Source organism: Deinococcus yavapaiensis KR-236, assembly GCF_003217515.1.
Classification (GTDB): domain Bacteria; phylum Deinococcota; class Deinococci; order Deinococcales; family Deinococcaceae; genus Deinococcus_A; species Deinococcus_A yavapaiensis.
The window spans coordinates 1-18,634 of record NZ_QJSX01000027.1; the positions used below are offsets into that span (position 1 = coordinate 1).

Annotated in this window: 18 protein-coding genes and 1 tRNA gene; 14 read left to right on the forward strand and 5 right to left on the reverse strand. The window is 64.4% G+C overall.

The annotated features are described in order from the left end of the window. The first annotated feature begins 15 nt into the window (after positions 1–15). From DES52_RS21200 to DES52_RS21225, 6 genes are all read left to right on the forward strand, one after another. Positions 16–91, forward strand: a tRNA-Gly gene (locus DES52_RS21200). Between the two features lie 60 nt (positions 92–151). Continuing rightward, positions 152–1,297, forward strand: coding sequence for a tRNA guanosine(34) transglycosylase Tgt (tgt, locus tag DES52_RS21205; RefSeq protein ID WP_110888870.1), 1,146 nt, complete (start codon positions 152–154; stop codon positions 1,295–1,297). Positions 1,298–1,627: 330 nt separating this feature from the next. Beyond that, positions 1,628–5,047, forward strand: a complete 3,420-nt coding sequence (locus DES52_RS21210; protein WP_110888833.1) for an S-layer homology domain-containing protein — start codon at positions 1,628–1,630, stop codon at positions 5,045–5,047. A gap of 68 nt (positions 5,048–5,115) precedes the next feature. Further along, on the forward strand, positions 5,116–6,042 hold the full coding sequence (locus DES52_RS21215; protein WP_110888834.1) for a manganese-dependent inorganic pyrophosphatase: 927 nt from the start codon (positions 5,116–5,118) through the stop codon (positions 6,040–6,042). Continuing rightward, a complete protein-coding gene (locus DES52_RS21220; protein ID WP_110888835.1) occupies positions 6,039–7,286 on the forward strand; it encodes a bifunctional folylpolyglutamate synthase/dihydrofolate synthase in 1,248 nt (415 codons plus the stop codon). The genes DES52_RS21215 and DES52_RS21220 overlap by 4 nt, the downstream gene beginning before the upstream one ends. 58 nt (positions 7,287–7,344) lie before the next feature. After that, a complete protein-coding gene (locus tag DES52_RS21225; RefSeq protein ID WP_110888836.1) occupies positions 7,345–8,841 on the forward strand; it encodes a carboxypeptidase M32 in 1,497 nt (498 codons plus the stop codon). Between the two features lie 55 nt (positions 8,842–8,896). Here DES52_RS21225 and DES52_RS21230 read toward each other — a convergent pair whose 3' ends face one another. After that, positions 8,897–9,148, reverse strand: a complete 252-nt coding sequence (locus tag DES52_RS21230; protein WP_110888837.1) for a hypothetical protein — start codon at positions 9,146–9,148, stop codon at positions 8,897–8,899. 197 nt (positions 9,149–9,345) lie between these two features. Between DES52_RS21230 and DES52_RS21235 the strand changes: the two genes are divergently transcribed. Both DES52_RS21235 and DES52_RS21240 read left to right on the forward strand, forming a co-directional pair. After that, a complete protein-coding gene (locus DES52_RS21235) occupies positions 9,346–9,735 on the forward strand; it encodes a helix-turn-helix domain-containing protein (protein WP_110888838.1) in 390 nt (129 codons plus the stop codon). A 79-nt stretch (positions 9,736–9,814) separates the two neighbouring features. Next, on the forward strand, positions 9,815–10,363 hold the full coding sequence (locus DES52_RS21240) for a hypothetical protein (RefSeq protein WP_110888839.1): 549 nt from the start codon (positions 9,815–9,817) through the stop codon (positions 10,361–10,363). A 3-nt stretch (positions 10,364–10,366) separates the two neighbouring features. On the opposite strand, the gene rocF is transcribed toward DES52_RS21240, so the two are convergent. Then, entirely contained in the window at positions 10,367–11,251 is an 885-nt protein-coding gene (gene rocF, locus DES52_RS21245) for an arginase (RefSeq protein WP_110888840.1), read from the reverse strand. 187 nt (positions 11,252–11,438) lie between these two features. Here rocF and DES52_RS21250 point away from each other — a divergent pair, with 187 nt between their 5' ends. From DES52_RS21250 to DES52_RS21275, 6 genes are all read left to right on the forward strand, one after another. Further along, complete coding sequence (locus tag DES52_RS21250) at positions 11,439–12,032, forward strand: YceD family protein (protein WP_110888841.1); 594 nt, start codon at positions 11,439–11,441, stop codon at positions 12,030–12,032. Between the two features lie 80 nt (positions 12,033–12,112). After that, positions 12,113–12,607, forward strand: coding sequence for a cyclic pyranopterin monophosphate synthase MoaC (gene moaC, locus DES52_RS21255; RefSeq protein WP_110888842.1), 495 nt, complete (start codon positions 12,113–12,115; stop codon positions 12,605–12,607). A 61-nt stretch (positions 12,608–12,668) separates the two neighbouring features. Next, positions 12,669–13,556 (forward strand): hypothetical protein, encoded by an 888-nt coding sequence (locus tag DES52_RS21260; protein ID WP_110888843.1) that lies wholly within the window; start codon positions 12,669–12,671, stop codon positions 13,554–13,556. After that, on the forward strand, positions 13,556–13,897 hold the full coding sequence (locus tag DES52_RS21265) for a hypothetical protein (protein WP_110888844.1): 342 nt from the start codon (positions 13,556–13,558) through the stop codon (positions 13,895–13,897). Before DES52_RS21260 ends, DES52_RS21265 begins: the two co-directional genes overlap by 1 nt. 90 nt (positions 13,898–13,987) lie before the next feature. Continuing rightward, a complete protein-coding gene (gene rpmF, locus DES52_RS21270; RefSeq protein ID WP_110888845.1) occupies positions 13,988–14,170 on the forward strand; it encodes a 50S ribosomal protein L32 in 183 nt (60 codons plus the stop codon). A gap of 78 nt (positions 14,171–14,248) precedes the next feature. Beyond that, the gene (locus DES52_RS21275) at positions 14,249–15,178 is read left to right on the forward strand and encodes a nucleoside hydrolase (RefSeq protein WP_110888846.1); all 930 of its coding nucleotides are present in this window, start codon (positions 14,249–14,251) and stop codon (positions 15,176–15,178) included. Between the two features lie 7 nt (positions 15,179–15,185). Here DES52_RS21275 and DES52_RS21280 read toward each other — a convergent pair whose 3' ends face one another. From DES52_RS21280 to DES52_RS21290, 3 genes are all read right to left on the reverse strand, one after another. After that, positions 15,186–16,229 (reverse strand): acyltransferase family protein, encoded by a 1,044-nt coding sequence (locus DES52_RS21280; protein WP_170131211.1) that lies wholly within the window; start codon positions 16,227–16,229, stop codon positions 15,186–15,188. A 145-nt stretch (positions 16,230–16,374) separates the two neighbouring features. Beyond that, entirely contained in the window at positions 16,375–17,922 is a 1,548-nt protein-coding gene (locus DES52_RS21285; RefSeq protein ID WP_110888848.1) for a sensor histidine kinase, read from the reverse strand. 36 nt (positions 17,923–17,958) lie between these two features. Further along, complete coding sequence (locus DES52_RS21290) at positions 17,959–18,609, reverse strand: M48 family metallopeptidase (RefSeq protein WP_110888849.1); 651 nt, start codon at positions 18,607–18,609, stop codon at positions 17,959–17,961. Positions 18,610–18,634 lie beyond the last annotated feature (25 nt).

Here is an 18,634-nt window from a genome sequence, read left to right on the forward strand (position 1 = left end):
GTGCGGGGGTTTTTTGCGGGAGTAGCTCAGTTGGTAGAGCACCACCTTGCCAAGGTGGTTGTCGCGAGTTCGAATCTCGTCTCCCGCTCCAACCTCAGCTCACGCTCGAACGAGCGTGAGCTTTTCATTTTATGGACGGTACAGTATGTCGGTGTTCGATTTCTCGGTGATTGCAACTTCAGGACGAGCCCGAAACGCGTTGTTCACGACGCCGCGAGGAACTGTCCGCACGCCGATGTTCATGCCAGTCGGGACGCAGGGCACCGTAAAGGGAATCAGTCCTGAAGAACTGCGTGATATCGGCTCCCAGTTTATTCTTGCCAACACTTACCACTTGCTTCTGCGTCCGGGCCCGGAGATGGTCGCGCGGCACGGCGGCTTACCTGGTTTTACAGGTTATCCCGGTCCGTTCTTGACGGATTCGGGAGGCTTTCAGGTGATGAGCTTGGGGCATATGCGCCAGATCACCGAGCAAGGGGCCGTTTTCAAGAGCCACATTGACGGCAACGTCGTGGAGCTTCCACCCGAGCGGTCGATCGAGGTGCAGGAGGCGTTGGGAGCGGACGTTATCATGGCGTTCGACGAGTGTCCGCCCTATCCAGCTACAGAGGAGTACGTGTCCGCCAGCTTGGAGCGAACTGCTCGCTGGCTTGAGCGGAGCTTACGTGCCAAAACCAAGTCGGAGCAGGCCCTGTTCGCTATCGTGCAAGGCGGCGTGTTCCCCCACTTGAGAGAGCGTAGCTTGGCGTTGACGCTCCCTTTCGACACCCCAGGCTTCGCGATCGGTGGATTGGCGGTCGGGGAGGCAAAGGAAGACATGTACCCGGTCGTCTCACAAGTAACGAACGCGCTCCCAAGTGGAAAGCCACGGTACTTGATGGGAGTCGGGCATCCTGAGGACCTCGTGGCCAGCATCGCATTAGGCGTTGATATGTTCGATTGCGTGTATCCCACTCGAACCGGCCGCTTCGGCTACGCACTCACGGATGACGGGCGCTTGAACTTGAACTCGAGTAAGCCGCGAGGAGAGTTGATTCCTCTCGACGCCGATTGTGATTGTTACGCATGTCGGCACTTCACGCGTGCTTACATTGGCCATTTGCTTAAGGCTGAGGAGATGCTGGGACCGCGCATGCTTTCACTTCACAATCTGCGGTACCTGCACCGCTTGGTGGAGCGCGCCCGCTCAGCGATCGAGCGCGGAGGCTACACCGAGTGGGCGTTTGCTTGGGGCGAGCGCTACTTCAAAGGCCGAATTCCTTCATGGTTCGCCGCGGCACTGGATTCTTCCTGCTAAGAATTCTTACCCACCTCTTAACTTGTCCCTTGCCCTCACATGTGGCGGCGATTGTAATTTTCGTGCGGAACGCTGCTGGTCGCTCTTTTCAGATTCGAATCATGAAGAGTGACGGTATCTTATCTTCTCATCTTAGACTTGACCTGGTGTTCTTCATACGAGTATCATCACCGTGATCCTGATCGTCCCCGATTCTCACAAAGTGAGAGGAGCGATCTGGGTCGCGCGAAGATTCATCCGACGTCATGCATTGGGAGAGGAAACTCGGCAACTCGCCCCAGCGTCTTCTCAAAGTCGGAAGGATACAAGCGCGACAAGAGGGGGTTTGGTATGAAATTGAAGGCTCTTCTCACGTTGACCGCCGCGCTGTCGTTCGGCGTTGCTGCTGCCCAAGAGTCCGCGCCCGCGGCTCCGGCACAAGCGCCTGCGACGGCAGCCCCGGCGCTCAGCGACGTTCCCGCTGGCCACTGGGCCAAGGACGCCGTTGATCGCCTTGTTCAGCAAGGAATCGTTCTGGGCTTCCCGGACGGTACGTTCCGCGGCACCCAGAGCTTGACTCGCTATCAAGCGGCCGTCATTATCGCTCGCTTGCTCGACCAAATCGCCAAGAACGAGCCCGCCGTGCAGCAACTTGATCCGGAAACGATCACGTCGCTGCAAAACGCCGTTCAAGAACTCGCCGCCGACCTCGCGGCGCTCGGCGTCCGCGTCGCAGACCTCGAAGAGAACGCCGCGACCAAGGACGACCTGTCCACCCTCGAAGAGACGATCAACTCGTCCGTCGACTCCAAGATCGAAGAGGCCATCAACAACCTCGAGATCCCGGGTAGCAACGACGACGCGATCGAAGAACTGCGTGCGTCCATCGACGAAGTCAACACGCGCATCGAAGAGCTTTCGGGTCGCGTGGACGAAGTCGCCGGTAGCGTCGACGAAGTGTCGGGTCGCGTGGACGAAGTCGCCGGTAGCGTCGACGAAGTGTCGGGCCGCGTGGACGAAGTCGCCGGTAGCGTCGACGAAGTGTCGGGCCGCGTGGACGAAGTCGCCGGTAGCGTCGACGAAGTGTCGGGTCGCGTGGACGAAGTGTCGGGCCGTGTGGACGAAGTCGCCGGTAGCGTCGAAGACCTCACCGGTCGCGTGGACGAGCTCGCCGACAACTACGACGCGCTTCGCGCCGATGTCGACGATGCCGCCAGCAGCATCGCCGCGCTCAACGACCTCACCGTCTTGCTCAACCAAGACATCCTGAGCCTGCAAGACCGCGTGAGCGCGATCGAAGCCGACTACGTGCCTCGCGCCGACTTCGACAACCTCACCGCTCGCGTCGGTGCGGTCGAGACGCGCGTCACGACGGCCGAGACGAACATCACCAACCTGACGAATCAGGTCAACCAGCTCAACCGCTTCGCGTTCCGCGTGTCGGGCAACATCTCGCTGTCGTACTACCAAGCGCAGACCTTCGGCGATCTCGATCAAGACTTCGACATCGACCGCTTGCTGCCCGGTACCAACCTCAGCTCCGGCACGAACGGCGCGGACAACTCGAACCCGCGTGACTTCGCCGACTTCGCCCGTAACACGGGCAACGTCGTCAACACGCGCGACAACTTCGCCTCGACCAACTCGGGCGACCGTTCGGGCGCGGCGAGCGTCGGCGCGAGCGTCAGCTTCGGCTTCCTCAACAACCCCGTGCTGCGCGGAGCCAACAACACGACCCTCACCTTCGGGATTCGTCCTCAGAACGGCTCGGGCACGCTGACGGCCGCTCCTGATGGTGCCCTCGAGTCCGCGCCGCTGGTGTTCTTCGTCACTGGCCTCGCGTCGAACTTCACGTTCGGAAACGCTCCTGTGACGATCACGGCGGGCCTGTCGCCCACGGTGAAGTTCACGGAGTACGTGTTCGACAACGACGTGAACAGCCGCGGCCCCGGCATCGTCGCCACGGTCGACGGTTCGAACTTGCCCGTCATCGGCGCTTTCCGCCCGACGATCACGGCGACGTTCGGCACCACGAACAACTCCAACATCGGCGTTCCGGCGACCGTGAACGCTCCCATCACGCCCACCCCGGCGAGCGGCCCGACCACGTCGCCCGTCAACGTCGCGGCTGGCGCTGCCAACTACTTCGGCGTTCGCGCGGCGATCACGCCGATCGACACGCTGCGCCTCGGCATCAACTACGTCCAAGAAGGCTTCAACGCCAACGGCGGCGTCGTTCCGGGCACGGCCACGACGCTTCCCGTGCAACTCGGCTACCAAGGCGTTGCGGGCGCCACGGGCCGTACGGTCTTCGGCCTGAGCGCCAACGGTGGCCTCGCGGGCGTCAACATCGACAGCGAGTACGTCACGAGCCAGTTGAACGGCACGAGCCAAACCGATCAAGCGTTCTACGCTCGCGTTGGCACGACGATCGCCGGCATCTCGCTCGGTGCGAACTTCCGTAGCATCGACCCCGACTTCGCCAATGGCGGCGTCACGACGGGTAGCCCCACCAACGCTGGCTTGTCCACGGACGGCTTGCGTCCCGACTCGAACGGCGACGGCGTGTTCGGCGGCGCGGGCGACAACAACCAAGCGTTGTTCGGCGCCAACCAAACGGGCTTCGGCGTGCGCGCTGGCGTCACCATCGCTGGCATCGACCTGCGCGGCTACTTCGACCAATCCGCTCCCTACACCACCTTCGGCACCATCGGTACCACGAGCGGCGCCAACGGCACCGGCACGCGCTTCGGTGCGAGCCTCGCCACGACGCTCGGCCCCGTGACGGTGGGCGGCTACTTCGAAAGCCGCTCGGACAACGACGGCGTGGGCGTGGCTGCCGCGCAACGCTTCGGCGTCGGCGCGACCGTCGCCCTCCCGGCTGGCTTCCGCGCCTCGGCGGGCTACAACCAAGCGTCGGAAGGCGGCGTGCAAGTCGAAACGACGGGCTTCTTCGCCGGCGCCTCGGCCCTCGGCATCGACCGCAACATCGTCGTTCCGGCCGCCATCACGGCCGCCCTGCCGACGGTGCCCGCGTTCGCCGCGACGCCCCTCTCGGGCTTCGTGCCCGCTATCCCTGGCTCGAGCAACACGTTCTTCGGCGTGACGCTCCGTCACGACGGCACGGCGTCCGACGCGCTCATCCGCGGCCTCAACCTCGACTTCGGCTACCGCAGCCAATTCCGCGCGGCGACGGGCGGCTTCACCCGCACGGTCCTCAACGCGGGCGCCTCGTACAGCGGCAACCTCCTCGGTGCGACGCTCAACGCGGGCGGCGCTTACATCGCCGACAACTACGGCAGCGAGACCTCGGCGACGACCGACTCCAGCACGACCCTCATCGCCGCTGCTTCGCTCACCACGCCGACCTTCGACTTCATCTTCCGCCCGGCCCTCACGGCCGAAGTGCAAACGGCTTCGCGCGCCTTCCAAGCGCAAGCCTACACGGCCAGCTTGACGCGCACCGCCTTCGGCGTGACGCTCAACGACGTGTTCGGCCTCGCCAACACGACGGCCAGCGTTCAAGCGGCGAACCTCGACACGAACAACGTCATCTACAACGTGTTCACGTCGGGCGGCGCGGGTAGCTTCTCGCCGAGCGCCGCCGCTGGTGCCAACAACCTCCGCGGGATCTACACGAACCTCGCGATCGGTGGCGCCAACGTCTCGTACGGCCTCTTCACGCTCACGACGGACAGCGACGCCGCCGCGCCCCAAAGCACGACCGGCCAAGCGTTCCGCGTCAGCTACAACATCCCCCTCACGTTCTAAGCCTCAGCGCTTCGAACTTCGACTCCCCGCCTCGCGCGGGGAGTTTTCGTGTCTTTATAATTCGAGTCATGATCGCCGTATTCGGACATACCAACCCGGACACCGACGCCATCACCGCCGCGATGGTGTACGCGAACTTCTTGCGACGCACCGGAAAGGCGGCGGCGGCGTACCGCCTCGGAGAACTCAACAAGGAGACGGAGTTCGTCTTGCGCGCCGCGGGAGTCGAGGCGCCGCCTGTCTTGACGGACCTGCCTGGCGGTTCGACCGTCGCGCTCGTCGATCACAACGAGAGCGCCCAATCCGCGCCGAGCCTTGACGAGTCGAGCGTGAAGTTCGTCGTGGATCACCATAAGCTGGGTGACCTCAGCACGAACGAACCGATCTTCATGCGCTTCGAGCCGGTCGGGAGCACGGGCACGATCCTCACGAAGATGCACCGCGAGGCGAACCTCGCGATCCAACCGCTCGATGCACGCTTGATGCTGTCGGCCATTCTTTCGGACACCTTGCACTTTCGCAGCCCGACGACGACGCCCGAGGACCGCGAGGTGGTGTCGTACCTCGCGCAGATCGCCGACGTTGGTGATATCGGGGCCTACGCGGGCGAGATGTTCGCCGCGAAGAGTGATCTTGGTGACGTGCCCGCCGAGCGCCTCTTGAAGATGGACTACAAGGTGTTCGAGTTTGCCGGGAAGCCGTACGGATTGGGCGTTGTCGAGACGACCAACCCCGGCTACGTGATGGGGCGGGCGTCGGAGTTGCTCGCGGCGATGGACCGTGAGAAGGCCGAGGCGAACCTCGCGGGCGTGTTGCTGTCGGTCGTCGACATTCTCAACGAGACGAACAAGACGCTCGTGTTGAGCGCGACCGAAGAGAAGGTGTTGCGCGAAGCCTTCGGCGCTGGGATCGAAGGGCAAGTTGCAGACCTCGGGTCGCGCATTTCGCGCAAGAAGCAAGTTGTGCCGACGCTGGAGGCGTACTTCGGGTCTTGAGTCACGTCGATTGGTTGTTCTCCCGCCAACGCTTTGGCGTCACGCCGGGCTTGGGACGTGTTGGGGCGTTGCTGGATGCGCTCGGCTTGAGGCGACCGCCCTTCGACGTCATCCTCGTGGGAGGCACGAACGGCAAGGGCAGCACGAGCGCAACCCTGGCGAGCATTCTGACGGCATCGGGACGCCGGACGGGCTTGTTCACCTCTCCGCATCTCACGCGCTTCTCCGAGCGCTTCGTGGTGAATGGGACCGAACTGCCCGAGCTTGTCGTAGACGCGGCGCTCGGGGAGGTTCGGCCCCTCGCGGAGCAAGTGGGTGCGACGTTCTTCGAGATCGTGACGGCGCTCGGCGTGAAGCTGTTCGCCGACGCTCGTGTGGACGTCGCTGTCATGGAAGTCGGGCTGGGCGGACGACTGGACGCGACGAACGCGCTGGACCCTCTCGCGAGCGTCGTGACGAACGTCGGTTTGGACCACGTGGAGGTGCTCGGCTCGAGCGTGGAGGAGATCGCTCGCGAGAAGCGCGGAATTCTGCGCCCGCATCGGCTCGCCGTGACTGCCGTGACGGGAAGGCCCTTGGCCTTGCTCGAAGAGATGCGGGCAGACTTGTGGGCGCTCGGGCGGGAAGCGACGTTGGAGACGCGCTTCCTCGGGTGGGAAGGGTGGGACGTTCGCTTGCGTGATTCCTCGGGTGAGCTGGCCTTCGAGACGCCGCTGCTCGGCCTGCACGGGGCGAGCAATGCCGCGTTGGCTGCCCTGCTCGCGCGTCGGTTGGGCGTGGTGGACACGGCGATCGTTGCGGGCGCGCGGGCCACAAGGTGGTCCGGTCGGATGGAGCGGTTGCCGTGGCGGCGTGGTCACATGTTGCTCGATGGAGCACACAATGCCGATGGCGTGCGAGCGCTGGTCAGCGCGCTACGGCGTCTGGGCGTGGAGCGCGTCCCGGTCGTGTTCGGTGTGGCGAGGGACAAGGACATCCGCGAACTTGCTCGCGCCTTGCAGGAAATCGCCTCGGAAGTGATCGTGACGCGGGCTCTGCTCTCGCCCAGGTCGGCCGATCCCGAGGAACTCGCGCGTCTTTTCTCGGTGCCCGTGAAGGTCGCTTCGACGCCCGCCGAAGCGCTCGCACGGCTTCCCGACGTCCCGGACGGGCTCGCCGTCGTGGCAGGAAGTCTCTACCTGCTGGGCGAAGTCCGGCCCCTCGTCTTGGGCGAGTCGGGCGAGGCGCGCGAGCGTTGGCAGTGAAGCGCCGAGCTGAGAACGCGAGGACCGTGATTCGGGAATCGTTGGTACGCTGAAGGGCATGACTTCAATCGACGAGCTGAAGACGCTGTTGGGTGTCGTGAGCGATTTGAACGCGGCCAACGGACTGTTGTCGTGGGAGCAGGAGACCATGATGCCGCCCGCCGCCGCGCGCGTTCGCGGCCTACAGATTGCGACGCTGGCCAGCGTCGCGCACGAGAAGTTCACGTCTGAACGCATCGAGCAACTGCTGGCCGCACTCGAAGGCGCCAACCCCGGAGGCGACGACGCGGCGCTCGTGCGCGCGACGCGCCGTGACTACGACCGGGCCACGAAGCTTCCCGTCGAGTTCGTCGAGGAGCGTGCGCGGACGCAGAACGAGGCGCACCACGCTTGGATCGAGGCGCGCGCGAAGAGCGACTTCAAGACGTTCGCGCCTTATCTCGCGAAGATGTTCGACCTCGCTCGGCGTTACGCGGATTTCGTGGGGTACGAGGCGCATCCGTACGACGCGTTGCTGGACGACTACGAGCCGGGCGCGCGCGCCGAGGAAATCCGTCGCGTCTTCGGTCAACTGCGCGAAGAGACCCTACCGTTGCTGAGGGCGATCGTGGCAGCGGGTGACGCGACGGATTACGACGTGCTGACCCGTGACTTCCCGATCGATCTTCAGCGGACGTTCGCCCTCGAAGTCGCGCGCGACTTCGGTCTCGACCCGGAGTTCTCGCGACTCGACGTGAGCGCGCACCCGTTTCAGACGAACTTCAGCCGTGACGACATTCGCATCACGTCGCGCTTCGACGCTCGGTACTTTCCGATGAGCTTGTTCGGAACGTGGCACGAGACGGGCCACGCCATGTACGAGCGCGGCGTGTCGGCGGCCTTCGAGCGAACGCCGCTTTCGAGCGGAGCGAGCCTCGGCGTGCACGAAAGTCAGTCTCGATTGTTCGAGAATCTCGTGGGACGCTCGCGCGCCTTTTGGGAAGTTTATTTCCCGCGTTTTCAAGAGCTTTTTCCCGAACAGCTCGCCGACCAGACGGGCGAAAGCATCTACAAGGCCGTGAACCGCGTGCAGCCGAGCCTCATTCGCGTGGAGGCGGACGAGGTGACGTACAACTTCCATATCATGCTGCGCTTCGAGCTCGAGCTCGACCTGCTCGAAGGACGGCTCGCGGTGGCCGATTTGCCCGAGGCGTGGAACGCGAAGATGGCCGAGTACTTGGGAGTCACGTCGCCGAACGACGCGGATGGCGTCTTGCAGGACATCCACTGGTCGTCCGGGCTCATCGGGTACTTTCCGACGTACAGCCTCGGCAACTTGCTGAGCGTGCAACTGCTCGAGGCAGCCAAGAGCGCCGATTCTGCTGTTGCCGAAGGCTTGCGCGCGGGCCGCTTCGCGCCGCTACTGTCGTGGCTGCGCGAGAACGTGCACCGCTTCGGTCGCTCGCTGCTGCCGCGCGAAATCACCGAGCGCGCGACGGGCAAACCGCTGGAGGCGGGAGCGTACGTGCAGTATCTCAAGTCGAAGTACGCCGACATCTACGGCTTGAACTCGTGAGATGAACGAGGCGCGGGACCACCCCGTTTCAGGTGGTCCCGCCTCGTAGGTGTGCTCAAACAGCTTGGCGACGTTCGGCGTGCGCGATAAGGTAGGCGCGGGTGGCGTCGAGCCAGGCACGTGCGAGGCCGCTGTGCGGATGTTGGCGAGCTTGGAGGGCGCTTGCGGTGCGGTCGAGGTGCCGTTCGACTTGCCGCAGGGCAAGCGAGCCGCCTTCGTTTTCGACCTCGATCAAGGTGTTCATCACGAGCGTCGGATGGACTTTACCGACTTTGATGGTGTGAGCGATCGTCTCCAATGCGCGCATAACTCTCCTCCTCAGAAAACCCTTAATGTATTCTGATCTTAACGTACTCATTCGCCAATTGCAATAGAGCGACCCCTTATTCTGTCTTGACCAGATCGCAGAGCAGTGTTACACTCCGACTAACGGTGGGCCATTCTGTCAAGACCCAACCCGATCGGCGCCGCCCCAAGGGACGACGTCGCAGCCAGGAGGTGGCCATGAAATTGCACGAACGATTGCGCGAACTTCGCAGCGAGCGCGGGCTGCGGCTCAAAGACGTCGCCGAGATGGCGGGCATCAGCGTTCCGTATCTTAGTGACCTCGAGCGCGGACGCACGAACCCCAGTCTCGAAACGCTTCAAACGCTTGCCGGCGCGTACAGCATCACCGTTCACGATCTGCTCGAAGGCGTCGAGTTCTACGGCAGTCCCACGACGGGCGCCTTGCCCAAGGGGCTCTCGGACCTCGTGAACGACCCCGTCCTCGGTGTTCAGATCACGCCCGACTGGGTACAGACCCTCGCACGCATCGAGTTGCGCGGCAAGCGCCCGCGCGACAAAGGTGACTGGTACGAGATTTATCTGCACCTCAAGCGCATTCTCGACTGAATCATCAGATCTCACGTTTCGAAGAGTCCGGCATGTTGCATACTGCTGGGCTCTTCGTCGCTATAGTGGTGAGAAGCTTATGAAGAAGATTGTTCGTTTCACCCTGCTCGGACTCGGCCTCCTCGTTCTCGGCGCTTGCGCCCCCGCTCCTGCCGGCTCCGGCATCTCCTCCCCGATCGCCGCCTCGGCTCTGCAAACTGTCACCGTTCGCCCCGGCCAGAACCTTTTCGTCTCCACTCTTCTCAATCCCACTTATCTCGGAATCGACGACAGCCAAATCGACGCGACCGTGCCCGTCAATTGGGAGCGTCGCGACGTCAACAACAACGTTCAGAGCATCGAGACCCCCATCGACTGGATCCTTCTCGGAGAACCCGACGTTCCCGCCGGATGGAGCATCAGCCTCGCGAAGGCCGAACTCGTCCGCCAGATCCTATCGACGCGTGAAGACCGCGCGCGCGGTGAAACGTCCATCCGTTACCGCGATCAAGTTCGCCTCGTGTACAACGTCAAAGTTCCGCAAAACGCCCCCGAGGACGTGTACAATCTGAGCTTCAAGCTGCGCGCCCTCCCCAAGGAAGCGCAGCCGGCGATTTTGATCGTCAACGTCGAAAAGAACGCGAAGTAAGCTTCACATAATACGCTTGCCGAGCAAGCTTTCCGCCATGCCCACCATCAGGTGGGCTGTTTGGTTTTGAGCGTCGAGAATCGGATTGACTTCCACGATGTCCATGCTCGTCACGCGCCCGCTTTCGGAAAGCAACTCCATCAGCAGATGTGCTTCGCGGTAAGTGAGACCTCCGGGTACCGGCGTGCCGACTCCCGGAGCGAACGAGGGATCGAGGGCGTCCGCATCGAACGACACGTGCACGCGCTTCAAGTCCGAGAAGCGCTCCAACGTCTCCTCGGTGATGCGCGTCATGCCGAGCTGATCGACTTCCTTCATGGTGTACACGGTGATGCCGTGCTCGCGCACGAGGTCACGCTCGCGGCGATCCACGCTGCGAATGCCGATCATGACGATGTCCTCGGGCCGCATGCGCCAACCGCCGCCGATGGACGAGAGGTGCTCGTCGCCCAAGCCGACGAGATGTGCGACGGGCATGCCGTGGATGTTGCCGCTGGGACTGCTGCTCGGCGTGTTGAAATCCGTGTGCGCATCCACCCAGATCAAGCCCGCGCGCTCGCCACGGGCCGCGCCGGGCACCGTGCCCATGCTGATCGAATGGTCGCCGCCGAGTGAAATGGGGAAGACGTCGCTCGGCAAATCCAAAAGCCGCTGACACGTGCTCGAGCACGCCGAGAGAATCGCGTCGAGGAAGATCAAACCCTGATTCTGATGCTTGTCGAGGGTCTCGGGAATCGGAACGGTCACGTCTCCCAAATCGCGCACGACATGCCCCACGTCGCGCAGGGCAGCGGCGAGGCGCGCGTTGCGCAAAGCGCTGGGACCCATGTCAACTCCGCGACGGCCCGCGCCGAGATCCATCGGAACGCCGAGGATGGCAATATTCATGAAAGCCACTCTAGCAAGGCGCGCTCGGTATGCCTCACGGCGAGAAAAAGCACGGCGTCCGCTCGTCGCACATCCTGGAAAACACTGTTGGAGACGAACGCTAGGAAAGAGCGCGTGTATGAAGATGCGACTTCCAATCGAGACGCGCGCCTCCATAGACCCCCTCGTCAAGCCTTAAGATACGGAGATGACGAACGAAGCCCCTATTCTCAATGTCGCGCGATTGCTGCGCTCTCAAGGAGACGTCGAAGTCTCCGGCGAGCTGAGCGAGCTGCGCTACGAACAAGGCGGTGAGGAGCGCGTCCTGCGCTTCGCCGAGCCTGCCAAATTCCAACTGTCCGCCAACACCCTCGGCGGAGACGACATGTGGCTCTCGGGGCGCTTCCGCCCCACGTTGGTGCTGGAGTGCGGCCGTTGCTTGCGGCCGGTCGAGACGCCCGTAGGCGTCAAGGTCGGCACCCTGATGCGCTATGACCCCAGCGTCACCGAGCCGCACCTCGACGAGGGGGAGAGCGGTGAGGAAGTCTTCTTGTTCGGCGATACGAACGTCGACCTCAGCGCCCTGCTCGCCGAAAGCACCCTGGTCGAGGCGCCCGCCGTCGTGCTGCACGACCCGAATTGCAAAGGATTGTGCCAAGTGTGCGGCACGGACCTCAACGACTCGACGTGCGCCCACGAGGCCGTCGTACCCATCGAAGCGCCCGGTCAGGCGCACGAATTGCACCTCGAAGAAGACTCGCCGTTCGCGAAGTTGCGCGGCCTCGAACTTCCCGACGAGTGACGTTGACCTCCACTGCCCGCCGGACGAACGTCCGGCGGGTTTCGCGTTCCGGGACCTCCTCGTTCCACTACACTCGGGCCATGACCGAGTCGACGCCTCCCGACCCCCCGATCCTCACGCACTTCCGCGACGGCGAACCGCGCATGGTGGACGTCACCGACAAGGCTCCCACCGTGAGAAGCGCGACCGCCGAAGCCTGGGTACGCCTGCCGCCCGAGGCGAGGCGAGCTTTGGAAAGCGGCACGAATCCGAAGGGCGATCCTCTCGGCGTCGCGCGTCTCGCGGCCATCACGGGCGCGAAGCGCACCTCCGACCTCGTGCTGCTGTGTCATCCCTTGCCGATTTCCGGCGTGGACGTCGACGTGACGCTGAACGAGGAAGGCGTGCATGTTGTCGCCACGGTGCGCACGACGGGACGTACGGGCGTCGAGATGGAAGCCCTCACGGCGGTCACGGCGGCCGCCCTCAACGTCTACGACATGCTGAAGGCGGCCAGCAAGGCCATCGAGATCGACTCGGTGCGTTTGTTGTCGAAGAGTGGCGGCAAAAGCGGGGACTTCGTCCGAGCGCCCTAGCTCGGCTCCCGACTGAAGTCTTCCTCGCATCGGAGGACGGGAGGCCCGTTAGACTGAGCGGGTGAAGGTCGCTTTGCTCGATACCCTCGGCTCCCGCTACTTGCGGTTCTGGGAGCCTTACCTCGCCGACCTCGGCGTGGACGTCGCTCGGCCGACGCTGCCGAAGCGCGACGCTTATGAACTCGGACGTGAATCGCTGCCCGGAGAGGCGCCGCCCGTTCAACTCGCCTTGGGGCGCATTCTCGAACTCTCGCAGGCATCCCGTGCGGACGCCGTGCTGATGCCCGAACGCACGAGCGTCGCGGGCGATCCGTGGGGCGCCGCCTTCGCCGACGTCTTGTCGCGGCGCGTCAGCAGCCTTCCCGCCCTGCTGCCCGTTCCCGCGAGCGGAGACGCCGCCGCGTCGGCCGCGACGGAACTCGGCGTGCGCCTCACGGGCAATCCGGGACTCGTGCGCCGCGCCCTCGACCGGCGCCGTCCGCTGCTGACGCCACCACGCGAAACCATGCCGAACCTGACCGCGGCGAGTCGCCACACCCTCGCCGTGATCGGCCCGGAAGACCTGTTGGGCGAGCCTTTCTTGCTGGGCACGCTGCCCGCCGAGTTGGAGGCCCTCTCGATTCACGCGGTGTTCTCGACGCAAGTTCCCCGCGACATCCTGGCCGAACGCGGCTTGCGCGCGGGCGGCGCGACGCCTGCCGAGCGCGAGTTCGTCGGAGCTTTCCAAACCCTGGAAGGCAAGGGCCCGGTGCGCGGCTCCATTCTCGCCGTGCCCACGTCCGCCGCCGCTTACCGCACGTTCGCCGAGAAGGTCGCCAAGACGGCCCACAAGCCCGTCCTCGTGTTGGACGTGTCACCCGACCGTGACGACTGGAGCGAGGTGCGCGCCTTCGTGAACCGAGTGGCGCTCGGGGCGAGCAGTCGCTCGGCCACGAAAGGAGACGATTGATGCTGCGCTCCTTTTGGCGCTGGCTGACGGAACCCGACCCCACGCCCGGCTTCAACCTGGGCAAAATCGGAAAGCTGGCCCTCAAAGCCTTCTTGTTCGCCACGGCGCTGTCCCTGCTGCAGGTTCTGCTGCTGTCGCTGGGCTTGCGGTTCGTGGGTACGTGGTGGGGAACGTTGCTTTTGTTCTTGCTGCTTTACATCCCGTTCGCCCGCTACTTCGTCAACGACTTCACGCCGCCCGTCCGAGCCGTCACCACGGGCAAGGGCGGCAAGTCGAGCGTGCGCAAAGCGCAGAAGCGCAAGAAGTACGCGGGCGTCAAGAAGGGCGGACCGAGATTCTGAGCTTGCCCTCCCCGCGCTTTGTCGTGCTATACTCTGGCCTGTTGCCTCGTTGCCGTTCAGTGTGACGAGAGGCCCCCCGAGGTAAAGATCATGGCGAAGCATCCCGTACCGAAGAAGAAGACGAGCAAGAGCAAGCGCGACATGCGTCGCAGCCACCACGCGCTCGTCGCCCCCAACCTCGTCGAGTGCCCGCAGTGCCACAGCAAAAAGCTGCAGCACCACGTTTGCACCAGCTGCGGCTACTACGAAGGCCGTCAAGTCCTCAGCGTCTAAATTCCGCTGCTCGAAAGCGCTCCGCGACTCGCGGAGCGCTTCGCGTTGGCTCTTGGTCGGCGCGGCTACACTGCCTGCATGTCCACGCCGATCATTCTCGACTGCGATCCGGGTCATGACGACGCCGTTGCCCTGCTGCTCGCCCTCGCCAGCTCCGAATTGAGCGTGCTGGGAGTCACCGTCACGCACGGCAACGTCGAATTGGAGCGAACTCTCGCAAACACGCTCGCCCTACGCGAGTTCGCCGGGTCGGACGTGCCCGTGTACGGCGGGGCGGCGCGGCCACTCGTGCGCGCGCCTCTCACCGCGACGCACGTCCACGGTGCCAGCGGCGTCGGGAACGTCGTCCTGCCACGTCCCACTCGGGGCGCGGAGCGCGAACGCGCCGCCGAGTTCATCGTTCGGACGGCCTTGGAGCGCCCGGGGGAAGTGACGCTCGTCGCGATCGGCCCGTTGACGAACGTCGCGTTGGCGCTGCGGCTCGAACCTCGACTCGCCGCCTTCCTGAAAGGAATCGTCTTCATGGGCGGCAGCTTGTCGCACGGTAACACCACGCCCGCCGCCGAGTTCAACTTTCACGCCGACCCGCACGCGGCGCGCATCGTCTTGGAGTCGGGCGCGCGGATCACGATGTTTGGGCTCGACGCCACGCGGCAAGTGCCCATCACCCGCGCGCACGTCGAACGCTTCGAAAGGGCCGCGTCGCCATCGGCGAAGCTGTGCGGCGCCCTCCTGGACGACGCCCTCTCGCGTTTGGAAGCGCGTGGGCGCTCGGTAGGAGCGCTGCACGATCCGTGCACCGTCGCGTTTCTCGTCGATCCGGGCCTGTTCGAGACGCGCGAGTTGTTCGTGAGTGTCGACGTGAGCGAGGGCGACAATTTCGGGCGCTCCACCGCCGACTTCACGAGCGCGACGAGTCAAACGCCGAACGTCCGCGCCGCCGTGACGGCGCGCGCGGACGAATTCTACGATTTGTTGTTCGAACGCCTGAGCAACTTTCCGGCGTGAGGCGCCTTCAGTCGCTCGCCTGCACGACGGGAGACGCGCTGGGCTTGGGACGCCCGAAGCGTTTGAACGCCAGGGCGGGCTTCTCGACGGCGTACCACAGCAGCACGGCCAAGGTCAGCACGATCGGGAAGCTCACGACGAAGTTGCCGACCATGCCGAGGCGCGGCAACGCGCCCTGCACGACTTGCTGCACGAACAAGCCCATGAGGTACAAGCCGTAGCTGAAATCGCCACGCTTTCCGAAGCTGCGCAAGTTCAGCCAAGGCGCGAACGCCAAGTACAAAGTCAGGTACGTTCCGAACAGCGAGAACGCGAGCTTCATTCCCCCGACGAACGTGAACAGCGTCAGACCCGCGAAGGCGAGCAGGGCGAGCGAGCCGCGCCACGGAATGCGGTCGCGGTACAGGTAGGCCACGGCGCCCGCCAGGAAGTAACGCGGGAGGTCGAACCAGCCGTTGTGCGTGCCCGGCCACCCGAGCGCGAACAGCGCGGAGACGAGCAGGAAGAGCACGAGGACCGTGTCGCGCCGCCACACTTTGAAAAAGCCCAAGGAGGCGATCAGCACGTAGCAACCGATTTCGTAGCGCAGCGTCCAGAAGTTGTCGGACACGCCGCTCGACGGTTGATTCTGAAAGACGCCCGGCAAGTGGTTGTCGACGAAAGGCAAGACGATATTGGCGAGGTAAGCCCAGGCGCTCGAATTCGAGAAGTATGACGGGTCCGTCGACAGCAGTCGCCCCACGAGAAAGATGCCGAGCACCACGACGATCAAGGCCGGGTAGATTCGCAGAGCACGTGCCTGGAAAAAGGCGAGGATTCCTCGGCGACGTTCCCACGACATCGTGATGAGGTATCCGCTGATGACGAAGAACATCCCGACGCCGATCCAGCCGATCGTCATCTGCCCGTTCGACAAGCGGTAAAGGGGATCGGCCCACAGCGTGCCCGTCGGTACGAAGGTCGCGTGAGACACGAAGACCAGCAAAGCACCGAGAAATCGCAGGGCATCGAAGTTGTTGTCCCGCGCAAAATTGTCCTGCGTCGCGCTCACTCTTGCCTCCTCGCACGGCGAATATGCTCGTCCCGACGTGCTCGTACAGACAAGATTAGAAGGGCGGAGCGGGGTGAGCCGTGCCATTCGTGCCAGTTTGAAGCCCTCCTCAACGTCGCGTGATGACCAAGTTCATCTTGTGGGCTCAACCGTTTCGCGGCTCGTCGGGCAACGTGAAGTGCACGGTCGCTCCGCCCTCGGGCAAGTTCTCTGCCCACACGATGCCGCCGTGCTTCACGACGATTCGCCGCACCGTGGCGAGGCCCACGCCGAGCGAGGAACTCGGCAAGTCACCGTTCGCGCTCGACAGGGCGTCGAGGTGCGCCGTCGGGAAGCCGACGCCGTTGTCGTTCACCGACACGTGCCACGTGTCGTCTCGGCGCTCGGCTCCGACTTCGATCAAGGCGACGGAGCGTGTCTCCGTGAACTTCAAGGCGTTCGACAGCAGCGCCGCGAACACTTGACGAAGCAACGTCGCGTCGCCGCGCACGGTCGGCAAGTCACGAAACGTCCACGCGACCGAGCGACTGCCCACGAGCGGCGCGAGATCGGCGCGAACGTCCACCGCGAGCCGCCCGAGTGGAACGTTCGTGCGCTGCAAGGAGTCTTGGCCGCTCGTCACGAAGGTCGCGAGGGCCGTGAGGAGGTGCGTGGCCCGCTCGCTCTCGGCGCGCACGTACTCCAAGTACCGCGCTTCTCGCTCGGGCAGCTCGTCGCCGACGCGGCGCACGACCAATTCCGTGAACGAGCGGATGCGGCGCACGGGCGGCAGAAGGTCGCGCGTGACGGCGTCGGCGTAGGCGCGCATCTCCGCCGCCTGCGTCGCCACGGCTTTCGTACGCGCGGCGATGGTGTCCTCCATGGCGTCGTGCAGCAAGCCGCGAGCGAGCGCGAGGGCCGCGAGGCGAGCGAGGGTCTCCACGAAGGCGCGGTCCGACTCGGTCAACTTCGTGGACGCCGGAAACGTCAGTTGCCACGCGCCCATCGCATCGCTGCTCGTCACGAGCGGCACGACGACGTGAAAAGCAGGTCGGCGCGCGATCTCGTCGTTCGCCAAGTTCGGGTAGCGCGTCGCCACCTCCTCGTGGGCCAGGTACACGCCCATCCGTTCGCGAAGCGCGTCGGTCAGCGGGGACGGCTCGGCAGGACGGGAATGCTCGAAGAGGGACGCGACGTCGTCCGGATATCCGTACTGGCCCAGCAGGCGCACGCTTCCGTCCGGAAGAGCGCGGAGCACCGCGCCTGCTTCGGCGAGCGTGGCAGGCAGGGCCGCCGCGAGCAGGACGTCCACGATCTCGGCGGTCGTCGCCGCGCCCGCGAGCGCTTCCGTGACGGCGCCAAGACGGTGGGCGCGCTCCTCCGTGCTCTTCTGCTCGTGAATGTCGCGAACTCGCAGCAGTACCCCGTTAGTTGTGGGGTACGCGGCGACATCCAACCAGCGGCCCGAGACGCGGTCACGGCCCTCGAACGAACGGGGCGCGCCGCTTCGCGCGGCTTCGCGCACCGCGATCTCGATCGGGGACGAGGCGGCTTCCGGCACGACGTCCCACAAGGAACGCCCCGTCAAGTCGTTCGGGTCGAGTCCGAGAAAGTCGGCGCCTTCCGCGTTGACGTAGGTGATTCGCTCGGCGGCGTCGAGGTGCACGATGACCTCACGCACTGCTTCCAGCAAGGCGCGAGGATCGGGGACCATACCTTTATCTTAATAGATCTTGAACAACCCGAAGAATCAGGCGTCGAACGTGAGCCGCCACCCCTCGCCCTTGAGTTGCTCGCGCGCGCCCACGTACGAGGGCATGAGGGCGGCGACATGCCGCCAGAACCGAGGCGAGTGGTTGAGCTCTCGCAAGTGCGCGACTTCGTGCGCGCACAAGTACACGGCGAGGCGCGACGTGCCCAGCAGGATGCGTGGATTGAAACGAAGCACGCCCGAGGCGGTGCAACTGCCCCAGCGAGTCTTGGCGTGCGTGAGCTTGATGGCTCGCACCGTCACGCCGAGACGCGCGGCCATCTCGTGGGCGAGCGGCGTGAAGAACGCGATCGTTTCACGTTCGTACCATGCTCGCACCGCGTCCTTCGTGCCCTCGCAGGGCGCTTCGAGCACGGGGCCGACCCGTTGAGCGTCGCGGCGGCTCGTGAGGCGCAATGTCAACGTCTCGTCGAGGTAAGGAAGCCGCTCGCCGTCGGTGAAGGTGTAGCTCGGCGGAGTGCGCGCGGCGAAGTGACGGCGCGTCTTCTCGATCCAATCCTGCTTGCTTCGGGCCCACCGAAGCAACTCCTCCTCGGCGATGCCGTACGGAGCGTGCAGTGTCACGCCGTCGCGCGTGACGCGAAGTGCGATGGTACGGCGCTTTTGTGAGCGACGGATCGTGACGACCATACCGTTAGAATAGCAGTCGAGAAAT

Coding starts and splice junctions, on each gene's coding strand:
- DES52_RS21210 (WP_110888833.1), top strand. CDS start 1,628: ATGAAATTGAAGGCTCTTCTCACGTTGACCGCCGCGCTGTCGTTCGGC.
- DES52_RS21215 (WP_110888834.1), top strand. CDS start 5,116: ATGATCGCCGTATTCGGACATACCAACCCGGACACCGACGCCATCACC.
- DES52_RS21225 (WP_110888836.1), top strand. CDS start 7,345: ATGACTTCAATCGACGAGCTGAAGACGCTGTTGGGTGTCGTGAGCGAT.
- DES52_RS21230 (WP_110888837.1), bottom strand. CDS start 9,148: ATGCGCGCATTGGAGACGATCGCTCACACCATCAAAGTCGGTAAAGTC.
- DES52_RS21235 (WP_110888838.1), top strand. CDS start 9,346: ATGAAATTGCACGAACGATTGCGCGAACTTCGCAGCGAGCGCGGGCTG.
- DES52_RS21240 (WP_110888839.1), top strand. CDS start 9,815: ATGAAGAAGATTGTTCGTTTCACCCTGCTCGGACTCGGCCTCCTCGTT.
- rocF (WP_110888840.1), bottom strand. CDS start 11,251: ATGAATATTGCCATCCTCGGCGTTCCGATGGATCTCGGCGCGGGCCGT.
- DES52_RS21250 (WP_110888841.1), top strand. CDS start 11,439: ATGACGAACGAAGCCCCTATTCTCAATGTCGCGCGATTGCTGCGCTCT.
- moaC (WP_110888842.1), top strand. CDS start 12,113: ATGACCGAGTCGACGCCTCCCGACCCCCCGATCCTCACGCACTTCCGC.
- DES52_RS21265 (WP_110888844.1), top strand. CDS start 13,556: ATGCTGCGCTCCTTTTGGCGCTGGCTGACGGAACCCGACCCCACGCCC.
- rpmF (WP_110888845.1), top strand. CDS start 13,988: ATGGCGAAGCATCCCGTACCGAAGAAGAAGACGAGCAAGAGCAAGCGC.
- DES52_RS21275 (WP_110888846.1), top strand. CDS start 14,249: ATGTCCACGCCGATCATTCTCGACTGCGATCCGGGTCATGACGACGCC.
- DES52_RS21285 (WP_110888848.1), bottom strand. CDS start 17,922: ATGGTCCCCGATCCTCGCGCCTTGCTGGAAGCAGTGCGTGAGGTCATC.
- DES52_RS21290 (WP_110888849.1), bottom strand. CDS start 18,609: ATGGTCGTCACGATCCGTCGCTCACAAAAGCGCCGTACCATCGCACTT.